Raw genomic sequence first — 25,348 nt, 5'->3', positions numbered from 1 at the left:
CCGCGGTCGGCCAAAGGTCTTGTTGAACGCCTCGGCTGTCCGTATCCTGTCACGTGCCGCGAGTCCGAGACGACGACGGGCGGACCGAACTCACGCCCCGACCGGCCGATTTCTCGCCAAGCGAAGAGTAGTTACGACAAGACGCCTTCCGTTCGCCCATGAAGGCCGCGTTGATAATCCTCGACGGGTGGGGGTTAGGGAGCGAAGACGGCCGCCGAAGCACCGGCGGCGCTTCGAGCCCCGACTCGCAGGACTCGTCGGGAGGACGAAACGCCATCGAAGCCGCCGACACGCCGAACTTCGACCAACTCGCCGACGCGGGCGCGTACGGCACGCTCGACGTGACGGGGCGGCGGGTCGGTCTGCCCGAGGGACAGATGGGCAACAGCGAGGTGGGCCACCTCAACATCGGCGCGGGCCGGGTGGTCCGACAGGAGTACACCCGAATCTCCGACGCCATCGCGAACGGCGAGTTGGGCGAGAACGACGCCATCGACTCGGCGTTCGAGTACGCCGACGAGAACGACGGCCGGGTCCACTTCATGGGGCTGGTGAGCGAAGGCGGAGTCCACTCCGACCAGAAGCACCTCTACGCGCTCGTCGAACTCGCCGCCGAGCGCGGCGTGGACGCAGTGACGCACGCGTTCACCGACGGCCGGGACACCCCGCCGAAGAGCGGCGCTGAGTTCCTCGGCGACCTGCAGGAGGTAATCGACCGCGAGGGGACCGGCGAGGTGGCGACCGTCTCGGGCCGCTACTACGCGATGGACCGCGACCAGAACTGGGAGCGCACCCGGCGGGCCTACGAGGCCATCGTGAACCGCGACGCCGAGTTCTCGGCGGAGTCGGCGGTCGAGGCGGTCGAACAGAGCTACGAGCGCGGCGAGACCGACGAGTTCGTGGAACCGACGCTGGTCGAAGGCGGCCCGGCGATGGACGATGGAGACGCGGCGCTGTTCTTCAACTTCAGGGCCGACCGCGCGCGACAACTCACGCGGATGCTCGCGGAGAACGCGGAGCGAAGCTCCGCGACCCATTCGAGCGGGCAAAGCCCGCGAGAAGATATCGACCCGGTCTGGGTCTTCGAGACAGACCCTCCGAAGATTCGACTTGCCACGATGACTCAGTACGACGAGGAGTTCGACCTCCCGGTGGCGTTCCCGCCCCACCGACCCGAGGACGTGCTGGGCGAGGTCCTCTCGGACCGCGGTCTCACCCAGCTCCGCATCGCCGAGTCCGAGAAGTACGCCCACGTCACCTACTTCCTAAACGGGGGCCGCGAGGTCGAGTTCGAGGGCGAACGGCGCGAAATCGTGGAGAGTCCCAACGTCCCGACCTACGACCAGCAACCGGAGATGAGCGCCGAGGAGGTCACCGACACCGCCATCGCCACCATCGAGAGCGACGACCCGGACGTGCTGGTCCTCAACTACGCGAACCCCGACATGGTGGGCCACACCGGCGACTTCGACGCCGCGGTGCAAGCGGTCGAGGCCGTGGACGCCCAGTTGGCGCGACTCGTCGAGGCCGTCGAGGCCGCGGGCGGACACGTTCTCGTCACGGCCGACCACGGCAACGCCGACGACATGGGCACCGTCGAGGACCCTCACACCGCCCACACCTACAATCCGGTTCCGTTCGTCTATCTGACGCCCGAGGGCGACGACGGTGGAACGCACGTCCGAGAGGGCGGGTCGCTCTGTGACGTAGCCCCGACGCTGCTGTCGCTCGTCGGCGTAGAACAACCCGAAGCGATGACCGGCGAGACCCTGTTGGAGTAGTCGAACACGTCGGCGGCGCGACAGCCCTCGGTCGGAGTCCGAACGCATTTGGGTCACCGACCTCGAAGAGTTCGGTATATTCTCGCCGTTTCACGTCGGTTTCGAGCATCCGAACCTGCTCTGGATAGTCGTCACCGGACTGCTGGCGTTCGTCGTCGGTCTCGGCGTCAACCTCTACCGTTCGACGGGCGACGCACCCGAGACCGAACTACGCGGTCCGGACGAAGACGCCGAGTAGTTCTATTCGCCGGTCCGGAACGAGAGGTCGAGCGCGTCGGCCGAGTGGGTCAGCGACCCCATCGAAATCACGTCGACGCCGGTCGCTGCGTACTCCGGCACGTCCTCGACTCCGATGCCGCCGCTGGCCTCCGCCAGCACGCCGTCCGAGAGCATCTCGACGCTCTCTCGGACCTCGTCGGGAGACATGTTGTCGAGCAGGACGATGTCGGCCCCTGCCTCTGCCGCCCGAACCCCGTCCGCCGGGCGCTCTACCTCCACCTCGATTTTAGTCGCGAACGACTTCTCCGCGCGGAAGCGGGCAATCGCGTCCTCCAGTCCCATCTCGGCGACGTGGTTGTCCTTGACCATCACCATCCCCGAGAGCGTAAGTCGGTGGGTGTCGCCGCCGCCCGCTGCAATCGCTCGCTTCTCGACGCCGCGAAGGCCCGGCGTGGTCTTCCGGGTCCCGGCAATCGCCACGTCGTCGCCGACTCCACGGGCCGCATCGACCGCCCGGCGGGTCTTCGTCGCGACGCCCGAGGCGTGGCCCGCGACGTTGACCGCGACGCGTTCGCCCCGGAGGACCGACTCCGCGGCCCCCTCGACTTCGAGGAGGGCGTCGCCCGGTTCGATTCGGTCGCCCGCCGCGACGGTCGCCTCGCACGCCACGCCGAGGTAGTCGAAGACGGCCGTCGCGGCGTCGAGTCCGGCGGCGACGCCCGACTGCTTGGCGACGAGTCGCCCCGTCGTCTCGCCGGGGACGTGGTTGGTCACGTCGCGGTGGCCCACGTCCTCCCGGAGCCACGCCTCGACTTTTCGGTCAGTCACTCGCACTGGCATCGACCTCCTCGTAGTCGCCTCCATCGTCGGCGTCGCTCTCTTCCAGTGCGTGGCACCCCACTGGTTCCGCCTCCGTCGCTCCGCGGGCCACCAGCAGGGCGACCACGCTGGCGTTCCGGAGTTCGTAGAGACTGCGACTCGTCCGGGTCCGGGTGTAGGCGTCCACCTCGCCCTTGAGTCGCCGGAGAACCGCGGTGGCCCGTCGGAGACCCTCGGGAGTCCGGCGCAGGCCGACGTACTCGTCCATCACCCGGCGGAGTCGGACGAACTTCTCGCGGGCGAACCCGGAGGGGAGGTCGGGGTCGCTGTCGCGCGGGTCGGGCGCTTCGACCTGCTCCGCATCGAACCCGGCCGCGGTCTCCCCGGCGCGCAGGCCCCAGACCAGTCCCTCCAGCAGACTCGTGGAGGCGAGGCGGTTCGCGCCGTGGACGCCGGTGCGGGCGCACTCGCCCACGGCGAACAGGCGGTCGAGGTCGGTCCGGCCGCGGTCGTCCACCGCGATACCGCCGCAGAGGAAGTGTTCGCTCGGTTCGACCGGAATCCCCTGACGCCAGTCCACGCCGCGGTCCTCGCACTTCGCCGCGAGGTCCGGGAACTCCTCGGCGAAGTCGAGCGGACTCACGTCCAGTCGGACCTCGCCGGTCGCCTCGCGTTCGTCGGCGACGGCGCGAGCGACCACGTCGCGGGGCGCGAGTTCGGCGTCCTCGTGGTAGTCGGGCATGAACCGCCCGCCGTCCGCGTTCCGCAGAACCGCGCCCTCCCCGCGGACCGCCTCGCTGACGAGGAAGGGGTCCTCGCCCGAGTAGGCCGTCGGGTGGAACTGGACGTAGGCCATGTCCTCGACGTCGGCCCCCGCGAGCGCGGCCATGGCGATGCCGTCTCCGGTCGCTGTCTCGGGGTTGGTCGAGTTCTCGTAGAGCGCGCCGATGCCGCCCGTGGCGAGGACCGTCGCGCCAGCGAAGACGGGTTCGGGGTCGGTTCCGTCGCCGTCTCCGTCTACGATTGCGCCGTGAACCCGGCCCTCGTCGGTGAGCAGGTCGAGCGCGGCGGTGTCGGACCGAACCGTCACGCGCTCGCGGTCGTCGAGGTAGTTCAGGAACGGGCCGAGGACGTGCTTACCGGTGCTGGCGTCCACGTGGAGGATGCGCTCCTCGGAGTGGGCGGCCTCCCGGCCGTAGTCCAACTCCCCGCCCTCGCGGTCGAAGGGCACGTCGAGGCTCTCGACCAGCACGTCCTCGACCGCGTCGCGCGACTCCTCGACCAGCGTCTCGACCGCTTCGGGGTCGGCGGTGTCGGCGCTGGCGGCCAGCACGTCGCGCGCGAACGACTCGGGGTCGCTCCGGGCGGTGGCGATGCCGCCCTGCGCCCAGTGGGAGGTCGTCTCCTCGGGGCGAGTCGCCTTCGTCACGACCAGCACGTCCGCGCCCTCGCGGGCCGCCGCGAGCGCGGCCGAGCAACCCGCGACGCCGCTCCCGACGACGAGCACGTCGGATTCGGCAGGGGCGTGGAGTTCGTCGGTCTCCGTCGCGGTGTCTGTCTCCCCGGTCATATCTCCAGCATGCGCTCCATCGCCACGTTCGCCAGTTCGGCCTCCCGCGGCGCGACCTCGATGACGTTGCGCTCGCGGCCCGCGACCAGTTCCTCCAGCACCCACGTCAGGTAGTTGGGGTCTATCTGGCGCATCGCGTTGCAGTCCATGCACGCCTCCCCGCAGAGGGGGACGACGTTCACCTCGGGGTGCCACCGCTGGAGGTGGTTCGTGAGGTGAATCTCCGTGCCGATAGCCCACGTCTCGCCGGGGTCCGCTTCCGCGACTGTCTCGCAGATGGTCGCGGTGCTCCCGGCCGCGTCGGCGGCCTCGACGACCTCTCGGCGGCACTCGGGGTGGACGATGACGTTGGCGTCGTCGTACTCCGCGCGGACCTGCTCGACGTGGTCGGTCCCGAACCGCTCGTGGACCTGACAGTAGCCGTCCCAGAGAATGATGTCGCTCCGGGCGACTTCCTCGGCGTCCTTCCCCTCGGGGTCCCACGGGTCCCACTCGGCGACGGACTCGGCCATCCCCAACCGATGGGCGGTGTTCTCGCCGAGGTGCTTGTCGGGGAGGAACAGGACCTTGTCGCCGCGCTCGAACGCCCACTCGAACACCTCGTGGGCGTTCGAGGAGGTGCAGACCGCTCCGCCCTGCTCGGCGCAGAACGCCTTCAGGTCGGCGTAGGAGTTCATGTACGTGACGGGTACGATGTCCGCGTCGGGCGCGGCCTCGGTGATTTCGGCCCACGCGGCGTCCACCTGCAGGGCCTCGGCCATCCCGGCCATCGGACACGACGCCTCCATCGAGGGCAGAATCACGGTCTGGTCGTCGTCGGTGATGATGTCCGCGGACTCGGCCATGAACGTCACGCCCCCGAAGACGACGTACTCGGCGTCGGCCTCGGCCGCCTCGACGCTGAGTTGGTAGGAGTCGCCGACGAAGTCGGCGTGTTCCACGATTTCCCGGCGCTGGTAGTTGTGGCCGAGGACGACGAGGTCGTCGCCCAACTCCTCTTTCGCGGCCTCGATTCGGTCCCGTCGCTCACCCTCCTCCAGTTCCCGGTACGCTTCGGGCAACTGTTCGAGGTTGTCGTATTTGAAGAGGCTCAGGTCGGTTTCGATGTCCGCCGTTTCCATTTTTGGCACAGTAAGCCACCTGCGGTTATCACAGACTTCGACCGCCAGTATTGAAAATAATTTCTCTTCATACGACCACTGTGAATCAGATACAGAGCTCTGAATAGCCCCCGTACAAAGAGAAAGCCGACGAAGCTCGCTACTGAATTTAAATCACTCCTATGTACCACCGTGTAGTGGAAAAGGAAGGGGAACAATCGAGGGTGAAAGTCATGGATTCAAAAACGAGGGCGCACTGCGAGAGCAGTTCCGAGCGTCGCGCACCCCCGCCGCCCCGGGAGCGAAAACAGTAACTGAATTGCTACGAAACCCCGGAGACATGAACGAGGTTCTCCCGCGTATCCGCGAACTGTGGGGTGACGAGGACGACTTTCAGGAGGGCGGCTTCGAGTACGTCACGTTCGTCATCGAGAACGACATCCGAGACATGGCCGCAGACGACTGGGACGAGGACGAATGCATCGAGGAGATGGCGGACATCGCCATCAACGCCCTCCGCGCCCTCGACGAACTCGGCGACGAAGCGCCGTCCGACGCCATCATGCAGCGACTCGGCGATAGGATGGAGGGAGAAGTAGACGAGATAATCGACGAGTACCGGACGATGTACGAGAACCGGGACGAGCGTGAACGGACTCTCGTAGACCGGTGACCGAGCACACCGTACCGCCTCGGCCCCGGACGGAGACCGAACTCAGTCTCGTCCGTCGTACACCACGTCGCCGTCCACCACGGTCAGCGCCACGTCGATGGTCTCGATGTCGTCGGAGTGGTCCCACGGCGACCGCTCCAGCACCGTGAAGTCCGCCTTCTTCCCGACCTCGACTGTCCCGAGTCGGTCCTCGTCGAACCCGGCGTAGGCCGCGCCGCGGGTGTACGCGCGGAGCGCCTCCGTCACGGAGAGGCGCTGGCTCTCCTCGGGTGCGTTGACCGTCTGGTGGACGCCGAACAGCGGGTCCAAGGGCATGCAGTCGCTCCCGAACGCGAGGTTCGCACCGGCGTCCACCAGGTCGGCGTAACGGTTCGACCGCTTGCGGCGTTCGGCCCCGAGTCGGTCGTCGTAGAGACCGCCCTCTCGCGCCCACTTGAGGAAGTTCGGCTGGACCGAGGCGACGACCCCGGTCTCGGCGAATCGCTCGACGTCCTCGTCGTCGGTCAGTTCGGCGTGTTCGATCCGGTGGCGCGCACCCGCCGGGTCGCCGGTCGCCTCGTAGGCCGAGAGGACTGCTTCGACCGCCTCGTCGCCGATGGCGTGGGCGGTCAACTGGAAGCCCTCGCCGTCGGCCTCGGCGACGAGTTCCCGGAGGTCCTCGGGCGAGACGACCCACTGGCCGGTCGCGTCCTCGGGGTCGCTCGTACCGTCTTCGTCCGCGCCCGCGGCGTCGGCGTAGGGTTCCGAGAGCTTCGCGGTCCGCCCGCCGAAACTCCCGTCGGTGAAGGTCTTGACGCCGCCGGTCCGGACGAACTCGCTCCCGTGGTTGGTCCGGAGACCGGTCTCCACCAGCGCGTCGAGGTGGTCCGACCAGTAGTTGAGTCGCACCCGGAGCGCGAGGTCACCGTCGAGTTCCATCCGGCGGTAGACCGCCGGGGCGCGCGACTGGCGGACCATGTCGTGGACGCCCGTGACGCCCTTCCGGTGGGCCTCGCGCTGGGCGGCGTCGAGCAGTTCGCGCATCTCCTCGGCGTCGGGTTCGATGGTCTCGTAGATTACGTCCACCGCCTCCTCCACGATGACGCCGGTGGGGTCGCCGCTCTCGGTCTGCACGTCGTCGTCGGGCATCTCGGCGGCGTGTCGGTCGAGCGCGACCGAGTTGACCGCCGCGATGTGCATGTCCTCGCGGAACGCCGCGACCGGGCGCTCCTCGGAGACGCGGTCGAGGTCCTCGCGAGTGAGGTACCGCGACTCCGCCCACGTGCTCTCGTCGTAGCCGAACCCCAGAACCCACTCGTCGGACGGTCCGTCGCGGTCGTCCCCGGACTCCCGGAGCGCGGCCACGCAGTCGGCGGGCGAGTCGGCCTCGGCGAGGTCGGCGTACACCAGCGAGCGCCCGAGGTGCTGGAGGTGGGTGTGGGCGTCGATGAAGCCCGGCAAGAGGACTCGGCCGCCGAGGTCCACCACCTCGGTCTCGACGCCCTCTAGGAATTCGACCTCGTAGGCGTCGGCCACTCGTACGATTTCGCCGTCCCGAACCGCCACCGCCTCGGCGACCTCGTCCGGGTCGCCGAGCGTGTGGAGTTCCGCGTTCGTGAAGATGTAGTCTGCCGCCGCGGTCATGTCCGAGACGTGCGCCGGAGAGGCGATAACCGTTGGGGAACCGGCGACCGAGTGGCCGACGACGGAGTTCGACTACGGGGCCGGGTCGAGTACCGTAACGGACCCGTCGCCGCTCACGACGACCTCGTACCCGAAGAAGGAGAACTGGGCGCGCCCGGCGTTTCGAGGCGTCCCGTCGTGGTGGTTCGCGAACAGGGCGTCCAGCGCGTCCGGGTCGATGGTCGCCGCCAGCGGGTCCATCTGCACCGGGTCGGCACCGGCGGCCGCCGCCACGGCCGCGACGACCCCTTCGCTCGTCCGTTCGTCCTCGTTCACTTCGTAATTCAGTACCGTCCCGCGACGTGCCGCTGATTGGTTCTCGCTCATGAATAACTCGGTCTCGCGGAGCAGGTCGATCTCCCGAGAGTTCGTTACTGGAACGACGGACTCCGGGGAGGTACCCTGTCCGGTTCGTTTCTGAACGGTTTTAAGTAGGGACTACTCTTCGCCGACGAGCGTCGCCGCGACCAGATTCCGAAGGCCGCGACGCATTCGCTTCGAGACCGCTCGCGGGGAGATGTCGAACTCCGCCGAGAGTTCTTCGAGTGTCGTCCCGCGGGGTTCGTCGAAGTACCCCGCCGCGAAGGCGGCGACGATCGTCCGGCGCTGCTCGTCGGTCAGGCCGTACTGGTCGCCCGCCTCGACCTCCGTGAGCGTGTGAATCCAGTCGAGTCGGAGGTCGATGTCGTTGTCGGCGGCGTACCGCTGGATACCCACGACCGCCTCCCGGTCGGGCGACCGGAGTTGGAACTTCCAGACGCCGTCGCGGCGGGCCACCTCCAGCAGCGTCGCCTCGGACTCGACGATGGCTTCGACGATTCCCGGTTCGTCGGTCCACGTCGCGCGAACGAGCGCCCCGTCGCTCACCCGGTCGAGCACTGCGACCTCGTCGATACCGCTCTCGTCCTCCAACTCCGAGACGAACGTCGCCACGTCGTCGCCCCAGACCCAGAAGAAGGGCAAGACACCGTCGCCCGTCGGGACGATTCTGTCGAGTTCGATCTCCATGTCGGGCGTCGCCGCGAGCGCCCGGCCGAGCGGGAACTCCTCGACGGGGACGGACAACTCCACGATGACGCTCATGCCGACTCGTGTTCGGCACCGACCAGTAAGGTCGTTGCGGTGTCGGGGGTTTCCGACCCCGAGTTTGCGGGCGACGAGGCGAGTCCGAACTCGACTCGTTCGTTCCGCAACCACTATGCGACGGGCGGTCAAACCGCGGCGCATGAACCGTATCATCGGTGAACGCGACCTCTCGGAGACGCCGTTCTCCGCCGACGACGCGCGAGCGACCTACCGCGAACTGGTCCGGGCGCGGGCGTTCGACGAGCGAGCGCTGGCGCTCCAGCGCAGGGGTTGGATGAGCAGTTGGCCGCCCTACCGCGGTCAGGAGGGTTCGCAGGTCGGGGCCGCGCTGGCGATGGCCGACGACGACTGGTTGTTCCCGACCTACCGGTCGAACGCGATGCAGATAGCCCGCGACGTGCCGATGAGCGACATCCTGCTGTTCCGGCGGGGCATGCCCGAGTTCCACTCGGGCCACGACGTGCCCAACTTCCCGCAGGCGGTCCCCATCGCCACGCAGATTCCCCACGCCGCGGGCGTCGGCATGGCGATGAACTACGAGAAGCGCGTCAAAGGAGACGACGCAGGCGACGAGGGCGCTGGCGACGATTCGGCCGTCCTCTGCTACTTCGGCGACGGCGCGACCAGCGAGGGCGACTTCCACGAGGGCCTGAACTTCGCGGGCGTGTTCGACGCGCCGACCGTCTTCTTCTGCGAGAACAACGAGTGGGCAATCAGTCTCCCCCGCGAGCGCCAGACCGCCTCGGACACCATCGCCCAGAAGGCCGACGCCTACGGGTTCGAGGGCGTGCAGGTGGACGGCAACGACCCGCTCGCGGTCCGAGAGACGGTCGCCGACGCGCTCGACTCGGCACGCGACGGCGACCCCGTGCTGGTCGAGAGTCTGACCTACCGGCAGGGTGCCCACACGACCAGCGACGACCCGAGCCAGTACGAGGATGCGGCCCGGGAGTTGCCCGACTGGCGGACCGCCGACCCCCTCGAACGCTACGAGGAGTACCTCCGCGAGCAGGACGTACTCGACGACGAGTTCGTCGCGGAAGTCGAAGACGAGGTGGACGCGCAACTCGACGAGGCCGTCGAGACCGCGGAGTCGGCCGACCCCGGCGACCCCCACGACGTGTTCGACCGGGTGTACGAGAACCTCCCGCCGAACCTCCGCGAGCAGAAGGCGTGGCTGGACTCGTTCCTCGCCGACCACGACGTGCAGGAAATCGACCACTGACGGCGTTCCCGGAGAATCGACTGCGGGCGCTCAGTCGAGCGCCATGTACGTCTTGGTGTCGGCGGCCCCGTCCATCCCCGAGATGTCCGACGAGGCGGCGTGAAGTACGTCGTACACCTCGTCGGCGTCGGCCTCCGCGATGACGTCGAACTCCCCCGCGACGATGTGTGCCTCCGTGATGCGGTCCAGTTTTCGGACCGCCTCTAACACGTCCTCGGAGCGTCCAGCGGCCGTTTTCACCATTATAAACGCGTGAACCATCGCACTGTGTGATATAGTACCATGCGAGAAAAACCTTTGGGGTGGAGAAAACTTATTCAAGTAGTGCCGCGTAAGCGTTACCATGCGATTCGTTATCATTGGGTCGGGGCGGGTCGGACTTCGCACGGCCCGCGTCCTGCGAGAGGAGGGCCACGAGGTCACGCTGGTCGAGCGCGACGCCAACAAGGTCGAGCGCGCTCGCAACGACGACTTCGAGGTCGTCAAGGGCGACGGCGGCCGCGAGGAGACGCTGAACCGGGCCGACGTCGAGTCCGCCGACGCCGTCGGTGCGCTCACGGGCGACCTCAACGTCAACTTCGCGGCGTGCATGGTCGCCAAGCACTACGGCTGTCGGACCGTCCTGCGCATCGACGAGGACTACCGCGAGGACATCTACCGGAAGTTCGCCAGCGACGTGGACGAGGTGGTCTACCCCGAGCGACTCGGGGCCATCGGCGCGAAGAACGCGCTCCTCGGCGGGAACATCCGCGCCATCGCCGACATCGCTCACAACCTGCAGGTCGTGGAACTCACCATCACCGACGACTCGCCGGTCGAGGGCTACTCCATCAGCGAACTCTCGATTCCGGCCGACTCGCGGATTCTGGCGTTCGGCAAGGCCGACGAACCGATGGGGATTCCGCTCCCGGACGACTCGCTGGCGGCAGGCGACCGGATGGCGGTGCTGGCCGACTTCGACGTGTTAGAGGACGTGCGACGGATTCTGGTCGGCGACGCCAGCAGAGCGAGCGCGGAAGCCATGACGGGGGGGAGCTAACGTGGTCACCGCGTACGTCATGGTCAAGGCGAACACCGGCGAGGCCGACAGGCTCAAGAACTCGATTATCGACCTCGACGGCGTGGTAGACGCCCACATCGTCGCGGGCGACGTGGACATCATCGCCAAACTCGACGTGGACTCGCCCGCCGACGTGAAGGGAATCGCGGCCAACGGGATTCAGAGCGTCGAGGGCGTCGAGGGAACCCAGACCTACATCGCGATGGACTAACGCGGCGGCCCGCCCGCGTCGCCCGGCCCACTCGCGCTACCGGGTCCGCCCGCGCCCTCCGCCCCTTCCACTCCGTTCTCGTCGTAGTTCTGTTGAGCGCGCTCGCGCAGGCCCGCGGCGGGTTCCCGGTACTCGTACCCGGGGATGATTCCCTGCACCCACGTCCCTTCGACGAATTCGGCTATCGCCAGCGCGTCCTCGACGGCCTGCTCTGGGTCCGCGGACTCGAACTCGACGGTGGCCACCGCCTCGTCGCCTTCGCGTTCGATTTCGGGCGGGGCGGCGTCGGCGTCGGCGACGGTGTGAGTGTCCTCCAGACGGAGTTCCAGCGTCTCGAACCAGCCGTCTTCCACCACGTCCGCGACCGTCTCGCCTTCGACCACGGCGTCGAGCATCGGCGTTCGGGCGACGACTTCGTAGCGGTGAGACCCTTCGTCGGCGTCGGCCACGGTGACGACGTTCTCGAAGGGTTTCTCGGAGGTCTCGAACTCGCCGTCTCCGGTTCGCTCGAAGTGCGGATGCTGTCGGAAGGCGCGTTCGACTCGCTCGTCGGTCATTGGACGGGCGTAGGGGGGTCGGAGGAATGTGGGTTTCGACTGTGTCCGGCGCATCCGGTATCGCGCCCGACTCGTCTCGGCCCGTGAACGACGAAACACCGTGAGCGAACGAGCGTAGTGACATAGCGAGCGCACGAGACGCTCGGAACGTCGTGCGCCGAGAGAAGTGCGAGGGATGGGATTCGAACCCATGGACTCCTACGAGAGCGGGTCTTAAGCCCGCCGCCGTTGGCCAGGCTGGGCAACCCTCGCCCACGAGGGAGTTGTCCGTTCGTACCGAAGTGGGTTTCGGTACGCGAGCCGGTGGGAGGTATTTTTCGGACCGCCGCGGATAATTCGCGTCCGGCGATACGTCGGTGATTAGCGTCGTCCCGACTCGCGTCGCGAAGGTTTACGGCCGAAGACGCGACGAACCTCGCCCGGACGCTTCGTGCGGTTGCGGGCAGATAGCTGGCGAGTCAGTCAGCACTGTCACTTCGGCGGTGCCGCGACGCGGCGGCACCGTCTCTACCCCGCGACCGCCAGTCCGACTACTCCGAGAGGACTGCGCCATCCGACTCCTCGATTCGGACACCTCGGTTCCGGGGTTCGGCGACCGACACCTCGCCGCCGACACCGACCGCCGAGAGCGCCTCGCGGGCCGCGTCGCGGGCCGCGGCCGCCGAACGCTCCCGGGTGACGGCGTACACCGCGGGTCCCCACGACGACTGGCCAGCACCGGCGACGGCCGCCGAGTCGCCGAGTTCCGAGACCAGTTCGCCGACCGGCGGGCGATAGACGCCGCCCTGCTCGTCGGCGTACCACGCGCCGTTGAGTCGGCCGACCTCTGCGACCGCCGCGCCGAACGCCTCGGCGTCGCCCGCCGCGACGGCGGGGAGGACGCGGCGAGTGACGACCCCGGCGATTTCGTCGCCGATAGCCGGGTCCGCGCGCTCGACGACCGACCGCATGCTCGCGTCCTCGTCGTCGCCGCTCCGGCCGGGGTCGGCGTCGGGGAGGACGACGACGAACCGCCAGTCGTCGGGGACCTCGTGACGGGCGACGACTTCCGGGACCGACCACTCCCCGCGCGGGGGTCGGTCGGTGGTGAACCGCTCGGTCGGGTGACCGGCATCGAAGACGAACCCGCCCGACTCGAAGGTGGCGACTCCCACGCCGCTCCGCCCGCCGCGGCCGAGTTTCGGTGCGCGCTGGCGGACCCGCGGGTCGCGGTCGTAGGCGCGTGCGACGGCGGCGAGGACCGCGAGCGCCAACTGCGTCCCGCTCCCGAGTCCGACGTGGCGGGGGAGCGTTCGCTCGACGGTCACGTCCGCGCCCGGAACGTCGAGCAGTTCGACCGCTCGCCGGGCGTGCCCTCGGGCGGTCTCGTGGTCGCAGCGAACCGTCTCCGCGGGGTCGGCGGTCACGACGACGCGCGGGGAGTCGAGCGCGACGCCGAGCGACCCGTAGAGTCGCTCGTGTGCCAACGCGAGATTCTGGAAGCCGAAGTGGAGTCGCGCTCCGGCCGAGACCCGAGCCATACCCGCGAGTTCGCGTGGAAGGGGGTTCGTCGTTCCGACAGTGGCAAAAACTGGTCAGGTCACGGCAGGTCGGCGAGGACGTGGTCCGCGACGCGCTCGACGCCGTTCTCGTGGCCGGGGTTCTCGGGAGGGTGCCGAACCGCACGGGCCACGTGCGCGACCGAGTGTTCGACCTGAAACCCTCGGACGCCCCGGCGTTCGAGGACGCGCGTCACGCCGTGTTGCTCGTCGGTGAACGGATACACCACGCAGGACGTGCCGCCCACCGCGGCCTCCATCACGGTGGAGTAGCCCGAGCAGACCACCACGTCGGCGGCCCGAATCCACGGCAGGAGCGCGGGGACCGCCTCCCAGCGGTCGTCGCCCACGAGCGTCACGTCGTGACCCTCGGTGCGCAGGGTCTCGGCGAGAACGTCGAAGTTCGTCGAGTAGACGCTCGGAACGACCAGCACCTCGACGTCGTTCTCGGGCGGCGGACACCCCTCGGGGTCGAGCGCGATGGGCGGGACGTGAGTCACGCCCGGCGGGTCGCCCTCGTCGGGCGGCCACACCGCCGGGTAGAGGAACGACTCGGCCGTGCGCAACTGATAGCGGTTGAGCAGCCACGTGAACACCTGTTCGACGGCCGCGTCGTAGTACGACGCCGCGTTGTGCGTGACCACGTAGAGCGGGGTTCCGGTCAGCGAGGCGGCCATCGCCCCGAACATGTCGTCGGTCACCAGCGCCGCGGGGTCCTCCCGGCGGAGCCATCTGACGAGGTCGATCACGCGCTTGGCGCTGTAGGGGAGACTCCGGGTGAGGACCCGGTAGAGCGACCCCTGCTGGTAATCGCCGATGTAGTCCACCGGCGCGGCCCGGAACACCTCGTACCCGTTGTGTTCGATGAATCGCGACCCGGGACCGCCGCCAGCGAGGACGATCTCCGCGCCCGCGTCTTCGAAGGCTTGAGCGACTGCCAGCATGCGAGTCGCGTGGCCAGCGCCTTCGGGATAGTGGGCGACGGCGACCGTCTGGTCCATGGCGTCCCTTCGACGGCCGCCCGAAAAGTATGTTCCTATTCTAGGATTTCGTCGGTTCGACGTGGGCTAGACTTCGAATCGCAGTCTGGCGTTGATCGGGTTCGTTCCCGATACGAGAAATCGGTAGCTGTGAACAGAGCTACATTAAACGAGCGGTAGATAACACGAGGTACGAGTCGTCGGGCGTCTGACCAACCGAGAGGTCAGCGTGCCGCGTCGAGAGTCGCCCCGCCGAGTCGGCGGTCCTCCTTCGCGGCGACGACGGCGTTCAGCGGCCGAACGTGTTCGAGTCAGACAGCAACGTTTGTTCGAGTGGGGGAACTTAAGCCCCTCCGGGGCTACCCCCGGATATGTCCGAGAAACCGGCCGACCTCCCGAGCAACGAGGTCACCGAAGGAGTCGAACGCGCTCCCCACCGCGCGATGTTCCGAGCGATGGGGTACGACGACGCAGACCTCTCGTCGCCGATGGTGGGCATCGCCAACCCGGCCGCCGACATCACGCCGTGTAACGTCCATCTGGACGACGTGGCCGCGTCGGCGTACGAGGGCGTCGATTCGGCGGGCGGCATGCCCATCGAGTTCGGGACCATCACCATCTCCGACGCCATCTCGATGGGGACCGAGGGGATGCGGGCCTCGCTGATTTCGCGGGAGGTCATCGCCGACTCGGTGGAACTGGTGGCGTTCGGCGAGCGCATGGACGGTCTCGTCACGATCGGCGGGTGCGACAAGAACCTGCCGGGGATGATGATGGCCGCGATTCGGACCGACCTGCCCTCGGTCTTCCTCTACGGCGGGTCCATCATGCCCGGCGAACACGACGGCCGCGAGGTCACCGTCCAGAACGTCTTCGAGGGCGTCGGTGCCGTCGCAGAGGGCGAGATGAGCGAGGAGGAGTTGGACGACTTGGAGCGCCACGCCTGCCCCGGCGCGGGGTCCTGCGGCGGGATGTTCACCGCGAACACGATGGCGTCGATTTCCGAGGCGCTCGGTCTCGCACCGCTCGGGAGCGCGGGCGCTCCCGCCGAGTCCGACGAGCGCTACGAGGTCGCCGAGCGCGCTGGCGAACTCGCGCTCGACGCCATCGAGAACGAGCGCCGCCCCTCCGACATCCTCGACAAGCGGTCGTTCGAGAACGCCATCGCGCTGCAGGTCGCAATCGGCGGGTCCACCAACGCCGTGCTCCACCTGCTCGCGCTGGCCGCCGAGGCGGGTATCGACCTCGACATCGAGGAGTTCGACGAGATATCCCGCCGCACGCCCAAAATAGCCAACCTCCAACCGGGCGGCCAGAAGACGATGCTCGACCTCTACGAGCAGGGCGGCGTCCCGGTCGTGATTCGGCGACTGGTCGAGGCGGGCCTGTTCGACGGCGACGCGCCGACCGTGACGGGTCGGACGATTTCCGAGGAGTTGGAGCGACTCGACCTGCCCGCGGACGACGACATCGACGCCGAGTTCATCCGCCCGGTCGAAGACCCCTTCCACGAGGAGGGAGCCATCAAGATTCTCACCGGCAACCTCGCGCCCGACGGCGGCGTCCTGAAGGTCACCGGCGAGGACGACTTCCACCACGAGGGACCGGCGCGGGTCTTCGAGACCGAGGAGGACGCGATGCGGTACGTCCAAGAGGGCCGCATCGAGTCGGACGACGTCATCGTCATCCGCAACGAGGGACCGCGGGGCGGTCCCGGCATGCGCGAGATGCTCGGCGTCACCTCGGCGGTCGTCGGCGCGGGCCACGAGGACGACGTGGCGATGGTGACCGACGGCCGGTTCTCGGGCGCGACCCGCGGACCGATGATCGGCCACGTCGCCCCGGAGTCGTTCGACGGCGGTCCCATCGGCGCGCTGGAGGACGGCGACCACGTCACCATCGACATCCCCGACCGGAACCTCGAAGCCGACCTCTCGGACGAGGAAATCGAGTCGCGACTCGACGACCGCGAGGAACCGGAACTGTCCTATCAGAACGGCGTGCTGGCGAAGTACGGCGCGACGTTCGGTTCCGCGGCGAACGGCGCGGTGACGAACCCGGGCGTGAAGCGCGACGACTGAGGCGTGATTCGCGACCGTTTTTGGTCGTTCGAGGCAGTCGAGTCACGAGCGCCTCCGCCGCTGAAACAGTCGAGGATTCGCGCTCGAAGTGGCAGTCGGACGGAACGACAGCCAGTCAGTCGGTCCTCTGAATCGGTTCGTCTGCCTCGCGGTTCCCGTCTGTCGCGGTTTCGCCGTCCTCCTGCGCCGCTGGCGACGCCTCGGAGTCGGCCGCGTCGCCGGACTGCTCGTCGGTCCCGTCGCGCGCCGGGGGCGACGGCGGTCGGTAGACGTAGCGGTAGCCGTCGTGGACGACCGCGAACTCCCCGGAGTCGGGGTGTTCGACCACCGCGTTGTCGGTGTCGATGGCGAAGTCCACGAGGTCGGCCAGCGTCTCGGCCTCGGCACGCGGGAGGTCCCCGGCCTGCTCGGGGAGTCGCATCGTCACTATCCACTCCTCGAAGTCCGAGCGGTCCGAACGGAACGCCAGCCACTCGCGTTCGGCGGTCGTCAGTCCGAGTCGGTCGCGGCGGCGGGCGGCGACCACCGCCGCGGCGCTTCCGACGGCGGCGACGAACAGCAGCGGTCCACCGACGCCGCCGAGTAGTCCCGGGTCGTCGCGCACGGTCACCGTACGGGTCTTCTCGTGGCGCTGGTCCAGCGGACCGGCGGACTCGACCTGATAGATCGGACCGTCGATACCGAGTCCCATCGAGTGTTCGACCGTCCTGTCGACTCGCTGGCCCTCGACGGTCCCCACGTACCTGACGCTCGCGCGAACGGTGGCCTTCGTCTCGCCCGGTCCGGCACCCAGTTCGCCCCGGATTCGGGACGTCCGGTTCCGGAGTTCGTTCGTATCGACTTCGAACGGGACCGTCACCGCCTCTCCCGGCGGGAGCGATTCGACCCGCTCGGTCGCCAGTTCGCGCTCGTCGCGCCAGTAGACGGTCGCGGAGTCGCCGCTCTCGCCGCCGACCGACCGCAGGACGAGCGTGACGGTGACCCGCGCCGAGAGGTTCCCCCGCGCGGCCCCCTCGTAGCGACTCCGGAACGTCCCGTCGAGGACCGGCGCGACCGACCGGAAGTACGTCGTCCGATTGGAGAGTCTCGTCCCGACCGAGAACACGGAGTTCTGCTCGGTGACGGTCGCTCCGTGGTCGAACTGTCCGGTCGTTCGCCACGACGAGACGATTCGTTCTTCGGCGTGCGTTCCCGGGGAGACGTACGCGCCGTACGTGACCCACCCGCCGAGCAGTGCGAGAACCACGAGTGCGCCCACGACGACGGCGTAGTTTCCGTCGAGCGACGCGCGTAGCCTGAGGGGCCAACGTGGCATCGAACCCCCGTTATCACTATCGTCACATAAGAGTACGGGGTAGTTTCGAAACGGGTTTTAGAGCCTCTTTTACTCGCTATCACGGGGCAGAACAGACCTCTCGAATTGTGTTTTAATTATTATATATTCTCCCAGGAATCCATTCTCCGGGGGTTACTCGGTCGGACTTCTGTACGCTGTTCGTGGGGTTGCACGCGACCCGACCGCGACACACTTCGTAACCGTCGGGGAGAGAGGCGTCGCTGCCATCACCGAAACGAGCGCCGGAGACGGGTCAGCATCGAAGTCGGCCGGTCGCGCGACCGGACGCGAATCCGGCCCGTGCCGACCACCGCGCGGCCGACGAGGTAGAACCCGCCGCCGAGCAGGAGGTCGATGACCGCTATCGGTGCCCACGGATGGGTCCGATAGAGCGCACCGAGAACCGACCGCGGGAGGACCGCGAGATAGCGGTGTTCGACCACGAATCGCCGGTAGTAACCGGTCTCGGGCGGTGCCGACAGGGTCACGCTGGCGTTGACGGTCGAACGTCGGCCCACGCGAGTCTCTCGAGGCGTGACCTCGACGCCCTCGCTGCCGGGTTCGAGGAAGACGACGACCGGAACCAGTCCGCCGTTCGGGACGCGGTAGGTCGCTTCCTCGGACCCGCCCTGCGCGATGACTCCGTGGCCGGGAGCGTCCCGCTCCGCGCTCACGACGCCGAACTTCTGGGGTCCGGCCGGAACGACCATACTCGCGGTGGCGGACGCGACGACGACGAGCGCGAGCGCTCCGACGACGAGACGCGTGTCGTAGCCGTCGGCGCGCGACCGGTCGCGGGTCCGCTCCGTCCGTCCGTCTCGCCTGAACGTCTCGACCACGTACGCGACGATACTCGCGCCCAACAGGAGATACGCGAGTCCCTGCGTACCGAGGAGCGACCGCGTTCCGAACAGCATCGCTACCCGTCGTTGGGCCGCGGAGAACGCGCCTCGCACGGTCTCTACGCCGGTCCCCAGTTGGGGTATCACGACGACGTGTCCGCCGACTTGCAGGGCCTCGGCGACGACTTGCGGTCGCTTCACCGGTGGTTCCTTCCCGTCCTGATCGGTGAAGGGGTTCGCGTCGCCGCGAGTGATGTAGCCGCGCTCGGTCACGTCCACGACGCGGTGGGTGGTGAGTCCGCCGCCGTGGAGTCGCTCGGCGCGGAAAACTATCACGTCGCCCTCCTCGGGCGGCCCCGCCAACTGCGAGGGGACGGCGACGAACCCGTCGCCGGGTTCCATCGTCGGTGCCATGCTGCCCGTCTCGACGTACCCGAGTAGCACGGGCTGGCCGAGAATCTGGCCCGCGACGAGCGCGACGATGAAGAGTGCGCCGAGGAGTTCGACGCCGACGGCGAGTAGGCGTTTACCCGACACGGTTCCCTACTTGTATTGAGAGGTACGTGGCAAAAACGTTCGGTCGGTCGCCGACGAGTTCGTCGTCCCCGGACAAACACCCGTAGTCGCCGTTGGTGCTCGTTTCATCTCTGGTCTCTCTCGGAGAGGACTCACCGATGGAGTCGAACCACCGCCGCCGGAGCCGATTCGCGTTTCGACTCCGCCGTGCCGTCGTGGGCCGGGTTACTGGTGGAGTACCGTCGCAGAGACGGATTACTCCTCGGGAGCCTCTGCGACGATGGTCAGCGTCGCTTCGTACTCTTCATCGCGGACGCCGACGCCATGGGTGTCGATCTCCAGTCCGCAGTAGAGCGAATCACCCACGCCGAGTAAGTCGGACGGGGTGCCCTCTGTCAATCGACGTCCCGTTTCTACGTCGAAGGCGGTTATCGACGGTTGTTCGTCCGTCGAGGACGCTTCACTGTAGACTTTGACGGCTTGGGTCCCCTGATTCTCGATTCTGAACAGGCCTTTATCGTCGCCTGCTGCATCCTTTCCGAACCGGTACACGGAGTCCGTCCCGAGTCCGTCCGGATCGGTCGGGGCTCCTTCCGGATACTCGTCTTCGTCCGGGCTTGGGATATCGAATCCGACTACATCCCCGTCCTTGTACGACCGTCTGCCCTCCCCCTGCTCGTACAGGGCGAGAAAGGCATTGTTGTCGTCGGCCGTTTTCACCGTCACCGTTCGCTCGCCAGACACGCTAGTGAACGCACTAGTGCTAAACGCGAGCGTCCCGCTCCCGGCGAGCGTTCCGAGTCCGACGAGGAGCCGTCGCCTTCTCATCTTCTGGAACCCTCAGTTAGACTCCACTACCGTCGGAGCTGTCACCGTCGGGACCCGCAAGTCCGTTCGTGGCGACGATAGTCATCGACTCGTCGCTGCTCGCGACCGACTGGGGGTCTCGCACGATGACTCCGACGTCTTCGAGCGTGTCGCCCGGACTCAGAACGGGCGCTTCGCTCGGGATGGTCTGATTGTTGTAGTTGAGGGTCCCGCCTTTTTCGCCGTCCTCCGAGTAGACGCTCATCCCGCTGGGGATGTTTTTGACGTACACCCGAACGTCTTGTGTACCCTGATTCGTGATGTCGAACAGGTCGTCGAAGATGGTCTCTGCGTTCTTGTTGAGACCCTGACCGCCGTTGTCGGTACTCGTCAGGTCGAGCTTGAGTCCGCCGCTGGAGAGGTTTTCGACGTAGTCTTTGGCGTTGGCTTTGACATTACCACTGTCGTCACGCGCCTTCGTAATCTGAAGGAAGGCACTGTTGTCGCTTGCCAGCGCGACGTCGACAGTGCGGTCCGCACTCACACTCGTGAACGCGCCCGTACCCATTGCGGCCGCCGAGCCGGCGGCGAGCGATCCTGCACCGATTAGGAATTTGCGTCGGTCCATGGTTGTGTCACCTGTGTTCGTGCGCGCCGCCGACGTCGAGTCACCGCGACCCTGTGCCCCGAGCCACTGCGGCCCGGAGGCCGAGTCACTGCGACTAGGTGTCGTCCGGCGCGCCCACTTCCAGCCTGAACCGCTACGGTATTCGTATTGATCTGTCAGACACGTCGCAGAGGAACTCAGACCGGTTTCGGGGGGTGCCTGTGGCCGGTTCTGAACACCCCAGAAACCGGTATCAGGACCAGTAACAGCCGATTAACTACGTCCTCGAAGTCGTTGGTAGGACTCGGGCAGAGGTATGTTAGGGAGCGCCATAAGTACGGAATCTGATACTGTAGAATCCGAAACGGTCTCGACCGAATCGCCGTCAGCGCTATCCGAGGAGGAGGTGTTCGAGGTGCTGTCGCACCGCCGGAGACGATACGCGCTTCACTATCTCGTCGAGTCGGGCGAGACCGAACTCGGGGACCTCGCAGAACACGTCGCCGCGTGGGAGAACGACAAGCGCATAGAGGACCTCTCGACCGGCGAGCGCAAGCGAGTCTACTGCGCGCTCCAGCAGTCTCACCTCCCGAAGATGGACACCGCCGGCGTCGTGGAGTTCGACAAACGTCGCGGCACTATCGACCCCTCGGACGCGGTCGAAGACCTCGACATCTACATGGACGTGGTACGAGGCGACGAGATTCCGTGGAGCAAGTACTACGTCGGCCTCTCCGCGGTGGCGGCCGCGCTGGTCGGCGCGCTCTGGGTCGGCGCGTATCCGTTCTCCCTACTCTCGGACACGGCGTGGGCGGCGTTCCTCACGACGATGTTCGGGGTCTCGGCGCTCGTCCACCACTACCACGCGAGGGAGATGAAACTCGGCGCGGGCGAGACACCCCCAGAGACCGACCGCGAATGACCCGGTCCCGCTTCCCGCTCGCACTGGCGCTGCTCGCAGTCGTCGTGCTGACCGCGAGTACCGGCGGGTTCAGTTCGGTGGGCGCCGACCGAAGCCTCGACGTCGCGGTCGCAGACGACGACCACGCGCTGCTCGAAATCGACCGCGGAAACGGGTCGCTCGCCAACGGCGTCCACCGGAACGTCCGCCTCCTGACGCTCCGAAACCAGTTCGGCGACGGACCGCTCGCCGTCCCGACGGTCCGCGTCGTCGGGAGCGGCGACCCGCAACCGCCGAGGGTCGGAAACGCGTCCGTCACGTCCGAGAGCGGCGGAACCGTGACGGTAGTCGTCGCGGACGTGACCTGCGCGAACAACTCGAACGACGCCGAAGTCTTCACCGTCCGAGTCCGTGCCTCCGCGAACGACGGCGACGTCTCCGTGCGTCTCTCTCGACGCGTCCGAATAGCGTGTACGGGCGACCCCGCCGGTGGGCGATCCAACCGAACCGCCGACCGGGACGGCTGACGACCGACCACTTCGGTCACGCGACGGTCGTCGTCGCGACGGTCGCCTCGTGACGCTCCGCCGCAGACTCCGCTATCGCTCGATGTCACGCCACTCGTCGGCCAGCAGTCCGAAGCGAATCACGTCCCGGAACTCGCCGCCGACGAACGCCTCTTCCCGGAAGACCCCCTCCTCGGCGAACCCCAACTTCTCCAGCACGCGAGCGGACGCCTCGTTCGAGGCGAACGCCTCGGCGGTCACCTTGTTGAGACCGAGGCGGTCGAACCCGTGGTCGAGGACAGTCCGAGCGGCGTCGGTGGCGTATCCGTTGCCCTGCTCGTCCGGCGCGACCCAGTACGCGAGTTCGGCGCGTCGATACGTCCGGTCGTTCGGTCGCTCGCGGAGGAGGTAGACGTGACCGACTCTGTCGGCGGCGGAGTCGTCCGGCGAGTCGGTCGCCTCGCTCTCGGGCGCGCCGTCGGCGTGGACGACGAGCGCGAGCGTATCGTCGTTCCTGCCGAGCGTTCCGCCGAACCGGCGGCGAACGTCGTCGGGACCCTTGGGGAGGGAGACGCTCCGGGTCGCGCGCACGTCGGGGTCGTTCTCGTGTTCGAGCAGGAAGGTCAGGTCGGTCTCGTCGGGGACGCGAAGCGTCACGCGGTCGCCTTCGAGGAAGGTCGGTCCGGGCATCGCGTTCGCACGACACAGCGCCCGCCAATAAACGTAAGGAATAGGATAGTATTCGGTCTCAGACGTCGATGCGCAGTAGTTCGTCGGCCCCCCGTTGGAACTCGAACGGGACCGACCGAATCTCGGTCTCGTACCCCTCGTCGGCCAGCGTCGCTCGCAGGTCGTCAAGTCGAGGGAAGCGTTTCCCGTCGAAGCGCACGAGGGGGTAGACGCGGACCTCCTCGCTCGCCACGCGGGCGAGTTCCAGCAGCGACCGCTCGTGGAACTCGTCGTCGAGTTCGTCCATGTACAGGAACAGGAGATGTGCCGAGAGGACCAACGAGAACGAGTCGGCGGCGAACGGCAGGTCCGGCAGTCGCGCCGCGACGTAGCGGTCGGTGTCGAACCGGTCGGCGTAGTCCGCGACGAATCGCTCGGAGGCGGCGGTCCAGTGGGCGCGCACGTCGGCCACGTCGTCGTAGAACTCCCAGACGAACTGGTCTTCGACCCCGTCGAACCCGGCGATAGCGGTGTCGATGTCCGCTTCGCACCGCGCGCGCAGTTCCTCTGGCGGGGTGTCGTACAGCATATCGACGCCGACCGCGTCGATGCCGCGCGCGTTGGCCTCGGCGACGAACGCACACGCTCCGCCCGGACAGTCGAGAACCGACTTCCCCTGCCACGCCGCGAGGTCGAGGTCGAACATGCGCCCGTACTCCTCCACCGTCCGACCGATGAAGGCCACGTCGTCGATCGCGTACCTGTCGGAGCCGTCCATGCCCATCAAGAACGTATTTTCCATTATAAAATTAATCTAGGAAAAGTGGCAAGCGTCGGGTTGGTGAACCAGTCGCGCGAGAAGCCGCGACGCAATAATATCAATCCTTTCTCCATACCAATTATCATAACTGATAAAAACATAACAGTAATAATAAGTGAAATAAACTCGAATGGGTGGCTATGCCTCAGTACGAAGCGTTCAATTCCGAAGCGGAAGTCAACGGACGGTCGGTTCGCTCGATCGTAGACGGCGTCGGACAGTTCTCCAGCACGTACGAACAGCGAGTCCTCGAAATCCTCGACAACCACGGCCTGCCCAACCCGACCGAGGGCGAGTGGTACTCGATGCAGTCGTACCTCGACGCCTTCGCCGAACTCGCCGAGACGGTCGGCCCGAAGACGGTGGCGAAGATCGGGTCCGAGATTCCGCAGGTCGTCGAGTGGCCACGGGAGGTCGAGACCGTCGAAGACGCGATGCACGCGCTCGACGACGTGTACCAGATGAACCACCGCGGCGGCGAAATCGGCTACTACGAGTTCGAGAAGACCGGCGATTCCGGCGGCGTGATGGAGTGCAAGAACCCCTACCCGCCGAACTCGACGAGGGACTGATTCAGGCGACCGCCGAGAAGTTCAGCGAGGACGGCGCGTTCGTCCGCGTCGAACAGACCAGCGAGGGGACGACCCGCACCTTCCAAGTTTCCTGGTGAGCGTCGGCCGCCGCGTCAGCGCGGCGACGTGTACTTCATGCCGAGGAACTCCCGCGCGCGGTCGGGGTCGGTGATGACCTCGCGGCCGAGCATCTCGGCGATTTCGACGGCCGTCTCGACGACCTCGGAGTTCTTCCGGACGAGTTCGTCCTCGTGGGGATACATCCAGTAGGCGTCCTCGATACCGACCCGGACGACGTTGGCCCCGGCGACGAGCCCCATCATCAGCATCGGAAGCCAGTTCCGCCCGCCGGGGTAGAGTCCGACCACGCTGTCCTCGACGGACTGGCGCACGTTGTATATCTCGGAGAGGACCTTGAAGTACGACCACGGGTCGTTGTTCGTGGTCTGGGAGTGGTGGGACCCGGCGCGCAGACACACGACGTACGGGTCCCACTCCAACTCGTCGTCCGCGATGAGGTGGTGTTTCAGGTCGCGCAGGACGTGCGTGTCGTACAGTTGGAAGATGGGTTTGACCCCGTTGTCCTCGTAGTAGCGGACGGCCTCCTTGATGGTCGAAATCGAGTGGAGCGACCCCGCGCCGAACAGTCCCGGCGGCAGGATTACCCCGCCCTGACAGTACTTGTTGCCGTCGCCGCGTTCCAGCAGGTCGCGGACGCCCGACACGTAGTCGGCGTGAGGGCTGGTCGTCCACCCCTGACTGAACGTCACCACGTCGCCGCACTCCTCGAACACCGGGTCGAGAATATCCACCAGGAGGTCGTTGTCGTTCCACTGCGGGCGGCCGTCCTCGTCGCGCGGGTGGACGTGAACCGCGGCGGCCCCCGCTTCGACGCTCTCGACGAGTTCCCGAATCTGTTCGTCTTTGGACTCGGGGACCGCCGGATAGTGGTCCCCGCCGGGTTGCCACCCCGGATACGCGCACTCGACGACGACCGGACTATCCATCGTGTCGATTCGGTCCTCCTCGTGGACCGGGAAGAACTGCTTGGCGGCCTCCTCGGTGAACGTCGGCGACGGCTCTAACTCGTCGAACGAGAGGTCGTCGTAGAGGTTCCTGTGGAGCGACTTCTCGTCCGGCCCACCGTTACCGGCGTCGGAATTCGACCTATGCGGAGACACTACATATCGACTTCCCGGACAATATACTT

At 67.1% G+C, this 25,348-nt stretch carries 27 protein-coding genes and 1 tRNA gene; 10 read left to right on the top strand and 18 right to left on the bottom strand.

Annotated features, from left to right (window positions below; translation table 11 throughout):
- The first annotated feature begins 158 nt into the window (after nt 1-158).
- Entirely contained in the window at nt 159-1,781 is a 1,623-nt protein-coding gene (gene gpmI, locus NGM06_RS01405) for a 2,3-bisphosphoglycerate-independent phosphoglycerate mutase (protein ID WP_254268594.1), read from the top strand.
- Between the two features lie 240 nt (nt 1,782-2,021).
- Here the strand turns inward: gpmI and nadC are convergent, their stop codons facing one another.
- The 3 genes from nadC to nadA are packed head-to-tail and all read right to left on the bottom strand — an operon-like array spanning nt 2,022 to nt 5,519.
- Entirely contained in the window at nt 2,022-2,840 is an 819-nt protein-coding gene (gene nadC, locus NGM06_RS01400) for a carboxylating nicotinate-nucleotide diphosphorylase (RefSeq protein ID WP_254268593.1), read from the bottom strand.
- The gene (locus tag NGM06_RS01395) at nt 2,821-4,389 is read right to left on the bottom strand and encodes an L-aspartate oxidase (RefSeq protein WP_254268592.1); all 1,569 of its coding nucleotides are present in this window, start codon (nt 4,387-4,389) and stop codon (nt 2,821-2,823) included. The genes nadC and NGM06_RS01395 overlap by 20 nt, the downstream gene beginning before the upstream one ends.
- Entirely contained in the window at nt 4,386-5,519 is a 1,134-nt protein-coding gene (nadA, locus tag NGM06_RS01390; protein WP_368410459.1) for a quinolinate synthase NadA, read from the bottom strand. The genes NGM06_RS01395 and nadA overlap by 4 nt, the downstream gene beginning before the upstream one ends.
- 310 nt (nt 5,520-5,829) lie before the next feature.
- On the opposite strand from nadA, the gene NGM06_RS01385 reads away from it, so the two are divergent.
- The gene (locus NGM06_RS01385; protein WP_254268590.1) at nt 5,830-6,162 is read left to right on the top strand and encodes a hypothetical protein; all 333 of its coding nucleotides are present in this window, start codon (nt 5,830-5,832) and stop codon (nt 6,160-6,162) included.
- A 42-nt stretch (nt 6,163-6,204) separates the two neighbouring features.
- On the opposite strand, the gene NGM06_RS01380 is transcribed toward NGM06_RS01385, so the two are convergent.
- From NGM06_RS01380 to NGM06_RS01370, 3 genes are all read right to left on the bottom strand, one after another.
- Nucleotides 6,205-7,785, bottom strand: a complete 1,581-nt coding sequence (locus NGM06_RS01380; protein WP_254268589.1) for an amidohydrolase — start codon at nt 7,783-7,785, stop codon at nt 6,205-6,207.
- A gap of 72 nt (nt 7,786-7,857) precedes the next feature.
- Nucleotides 7,858-8,151 (bottom strand): DdfA family disk-determining factor, encoded by a 294-nt coding sequence (gene ddfA, locus NGM06_RS01375; protein WP_254268588.1) that lies wholly within the window; start codon nt 8,149-8,151, stop codon nt 7,858-7,860.
- 111 nt (nt 8,152-8,262) lie between these two features.
- The gene (locus NGM06_RS01370) at nt 8,263-8,907 is read right to left on the bottom strand and encodes a bacterio-opsin activator domain-containing protein (protein WP_254268587.1); all 645 of its coding nucleotides are present in this window, start codon (nt 8,905-8,907) and stop codon (nt 8,263-8,265) included.
- A 142-nt stretch (nt 8,908-9,049) separates the two neighbouring features.
- Between NGM06_RS01370 and NGM06_RS01365 the strand changes: the two genes are divergently transcribed.
- Nucleotides 9,050-10,135, top strand: a complete 1,086-nt coding sequence (locus tag NGM06_RS01365) for a thiamine pyrophosphate-dependent enzyme (protein ID WP_254268586.1) — start codon at nt 9,050-9,052, stop codon at nt 10,133-10,135.
- 30 nt (nt 10,136-10,165) lie between these two features.
- Here NGM06_RS01365 and NGM06_RS01360 read toward each other — a convergent pair whose 3' ends face one another.
- Nucleotides 10,166-10,396, bottom strand: coding sequence for an Lrp/AsnC ligand binding domain-containing protein (locus tag NGM06_RS01360; protein ID WP_163520161.1), 231 nt, complete (start codon nt 10,394-10,396; stop codon nt 10,166-10,168).
- Between the two features lie 82 nt (nt 10,397-10,478).
- On the opposite strand from NGM06_RS01360, the gene NGM06_RS01355 reads away from it, so the two are divergent.
- Together NGM06_RS01355 and NGM06_RS01350 are read left to right on the top strand one after the other, a co-directional pair.
- The gene (locus tag NGM06_RS01355) at nt 10,479-11,174 is read left to right on the top strand and encodes a potassium channel family protein (RefSeq protein ID WP_254268585.1); all 696 of its coding nucleotides are present in this window, start codon (nt 10,479-10,481) and stop codon (nt 11,172-11,174) included.
- Nucleotide 11,175: 1 nt separating this feature from the next.
- Nucleotides 11,176-11,406 carry an Lrp/AsnC family transcriptional regulator gene (locus tag NGM06_RS01350; RefSeq protein WP_254268584.1) on the top strand — a complete coding sequence of 77 codons (231 nt, stop codon included), beginning with the start codon at nt 11,176-11,178 and terminating at the stop codon, nt 11,404-11,406.
- Here the strand turns inward: NGM06_RS01350 and NGM06_RS01345 are convergent.
- The 4 genes from NGM06_RS01345 to NGM06_RS01330 form a co-directional block, all read right to left on the bottom strand.
- On the bottom strand, nt 11,403-11,963 hold the full coding sequence (locus NGM06_RS01345) for a DUF5813 family protein (RefSeq protein WP_254268583.1): 561 nt from the start codon (nt 11,961-11,963) through the stop codon (nt 11,403-11,405). The genes NGM06_RS01350 and NGM06_RS01345 overlap by 4 nt on opposite strands.
- Nucleotides 11,964-12,130: 167 nt before the next feature.
- Nucleotides 12,131-12,215, bottom strand: a tRNA-Leu gene (locus tag NGM06_RS01340).
- A 278-nt stretch (nt 12,216-12,493) separates the two neighbouring features.
- On the bottom strand, nt 12,494-13,483 hold the full coding sequence (locus NGM06_RS01335) for a beta-ribofuranosylaminobenzene 5'-phosphate synthase family protein (protein WP_254268582.1): 990 nt from the start codon (nt 13,481-13,483) through the stop codon (nt 12,494-12,496).
- 59 nt (nt 13,484-13,542) lie between these two features.
- Nucleotides 13,543-14,502 carry a glycosyltransferase gene (locus NGM06_RS01330; protein ID WP_254268581.1) on the bottom strand — a complete coding sequence of 320 codons (960 nt, stop codon included), beginning with the start codon at nt 14,500-14,502 and terminating at the stop codon, nt 13,543-13,545.
- 350 nt (nt 14,503-14,852) lie between these two features.
- Between NGM06_RS01330 and ilvD the strand changes: the two genes are divergently transcribed.
- Entirely contained in the window at nt 14,853-16,562 is a 1,710-nt protein-coding gene (ilvD, locus tag NGM06_RS01325; RefSeq protein ID WP_254268580.1) for a dihydroxy-acid dehydratase, read from the top strand.
- Nucleotides 16,563-16,677: 115 nt separating this feature from the next.
- On the opposite strand, the gene NGM06_RS01320 is transcribed toward ilvD, so the two are convergent.
- The 4 genes from NGM06_RS01320 to NGM06_RS01305 form a co-directional block, all read right to left on the bottom strand.
- Nucleotides 16,678-17,877, bottom strand: a complete 1,200-nt coding sequence (locus tag NGM06_RS01320) for a DUF5305 domain-containing protein (RefSeq protein ID WP_254268579.1) — start codon at nt 17,875-17,877, stop codon at nt 16,678-16,680.
- Between the two features lie 248 nt (nt 17,878-18,125).
- On the bottom strand, nt 18,126-19,277 hold the full coding sequence (locus NGM06_RS01315) for a signal peptidase I (protein ID WP_254268578.1): 1,152 nt from the start codon (nt 19,275-19,277) through the stop codon (nt 18,126-18,128).
- Nucleotides 19,278-19,511: 234 nt separating this feature from the next.
- Nucleotides 19,512-20,084, bottom strand: a complete 573-nt coding sequence (locus NGM06_RS01310) for a hypothetical protein (RefSeq protein ID WP_254268577.1) — start codon at nt 20,082-20,084, stop codon at nt 19,512-19,514.
- 16 nt (nt 20,085-20,100) lie between these two features.
- On the bottom strand, nt 20,101-20,691 hold the full coding sequence (locus tag NGM06_RS01305; RefSeq protein WP_254268576.1) for a hypothetical protein: 591 nt from the start codon (nt 20,689-20,691) through the stop codon (nt 20,101-20,103).
- A 295-nt stretch (nt 20,692-20,986) separates the two neighbouring features.
- Between NGM06_RS01305 and NGM06_RS01300 the strand changes: the two genes are divergently transcribed.
- Nucleotides 20,987-21,592, top strand: a complete 606-nt coding sequence (locus NGM06_RS01300) for a DUF7344 domain-containing protein (protein WP_254268575.1) — start codon at nt 20,987-20,989, stop codon at nt 21,590-21,592.
- Nucleotides 21,589-22,098 (top strand): hypothetical protein, encoded by a 510-nt coding sequence (locus NGM06_RS01295; RefSeq protein ID WP_254268574.1) that lies wholly within the window; start codon nt 21,589-21,591, stop codon nt 22,096-22,098. The genes NGM06_RS01300 and NGM06_RS01295 overlap by 4 nt, the downstream gene beginning before the upstream one ends.
- 72 nt (nt 22,099-22,170) lie before the next feature.
- On the opposite strand, the gene NGM06_RS01290 is transcribed toward NGM06_RS01295, so the two are convergent.
- Together NGM06_RS01290 and NGM06_RS01285 are read right to left on the bottom strand one after the other, a co-directional pair.
- Nucleotides 22,171-22,767, bottom strand: coding sequence for a GNAT family N-acetyltransferase (locus NGM06_RS01290; protein WP_254268573.1), 597 nt, complete (start codon nt 22,765-22,767; stop codon nt 22,171-22,173).
- 58 nt (nt 22,768-22,825) lie between these two features.
- The gene (locus NGM06_RS01285; RefSeq protein ID WP_254268572.1) at nt 22,826-23,524 is read right to left on the bottom strand and encodes a hypothetical protein; all 699 of its coding nucleotides are present in this window, start codon (nt 23,522-23,524) and stop codon (nt 22,826-22,828) included.
- A gap of 182 nt (nt 23,525-23,706) precedes the next feature.
- Here NGM06_RS01285 and NGM06_RS01280 point away from each other — a divergent pair, with 182 nt between their 5' ends.
- On the top strand, nt 23,707-24,138 hold the full coding sequence (locus NGM06_RS01280) for a hypothetical protein (RefSeq protein WP_254268571.1): 432 nt from the start codon (nt 23,707-23,709) through the stop codon (nt 24,136-24,138).
- Complete coding sequence (locus tag NGM06_RS01275; protein WP_254268570.1) at nt 24,099-24,236, top strand: hypothetical protein; 138 nt, start codon at nt 24,099-24,101, stop codon at nt 24,234-24,236. The genes NGM06_RS01280 and NGM06_RS01275 overlap by 40 nt, the downstream gene beginning before the upstream one ends.
- Nucleotides 24,237-24,251: 15 nt before the next feature.
- Here NGM06_RS01275 and NGM06_RS01270 read toward each other — a convergent pair whose 3' ends face one another.
- A complete protein-coding gene (locus NGM06_RS01270) occupies nt 24,252-25,319 on the bottom strand; it encodes a beta-keto acid cleavage family enzyme (protein ID WP_254268569.1) in 1,068 nt (355 codons plus the stop codon).
- Nucleotides 25,320-25,348: the final 29 nt, after the last annotated feature.

The organism is Halorussus aquaticus, from assembly GCF_024218795.1.
Taxonomy (GTDB): Archaea; Halobacteriota; Halobacteria; order Halobacteriales; family Haladaptataceae; genus Halorussus; species Halorussus aquaticus.
This window is presented reverse-complemented; position numbering and strand designations above follow the sequence as displayed.